Genomic DNA, 219 nt, shown 5'->3' on the forward strand with positions numbered 1-219 from the left:
GCATCGCTGAAGAACCAGTCGTGACGGTCCGGCTGATCACCCCGATGCGGGCGGCCGTCGTACTCGGCATATTCGGCACTCAATCCGGTACGGGCGTGGCAGGCTTTGCGCAGGGTTCCCTGATTCTGGATGACGCCTGCGCGGATGAATGGCTCCGCCGGTTCTTTAGCACTCCGCTCCGTTCCGGACCGCGGCGTTATTATGACAATTGCCTGTATC

1 pseudogene is annotated in these 219 nt (G+C 61.2%); it reads right to left on the reverse strand.

What is annotated here, in order from left to right:
• Positions 1–219: pseudogene (locus H6B10_RS18470) on the reverse strand (hypothetical protein); the annotation flags it as partial.

Origin of the sequence: Gemmiger formicilis (genome assembly GCF_016901605.1) — a bacterium.
In the GTDB taxonomy this organism is placed as follows: Bacteria; Bacillota; Clostridia; order Oscillospirales; family Ruminococcaceae; genus Gemmiger; species Gemmiger formicilis_B.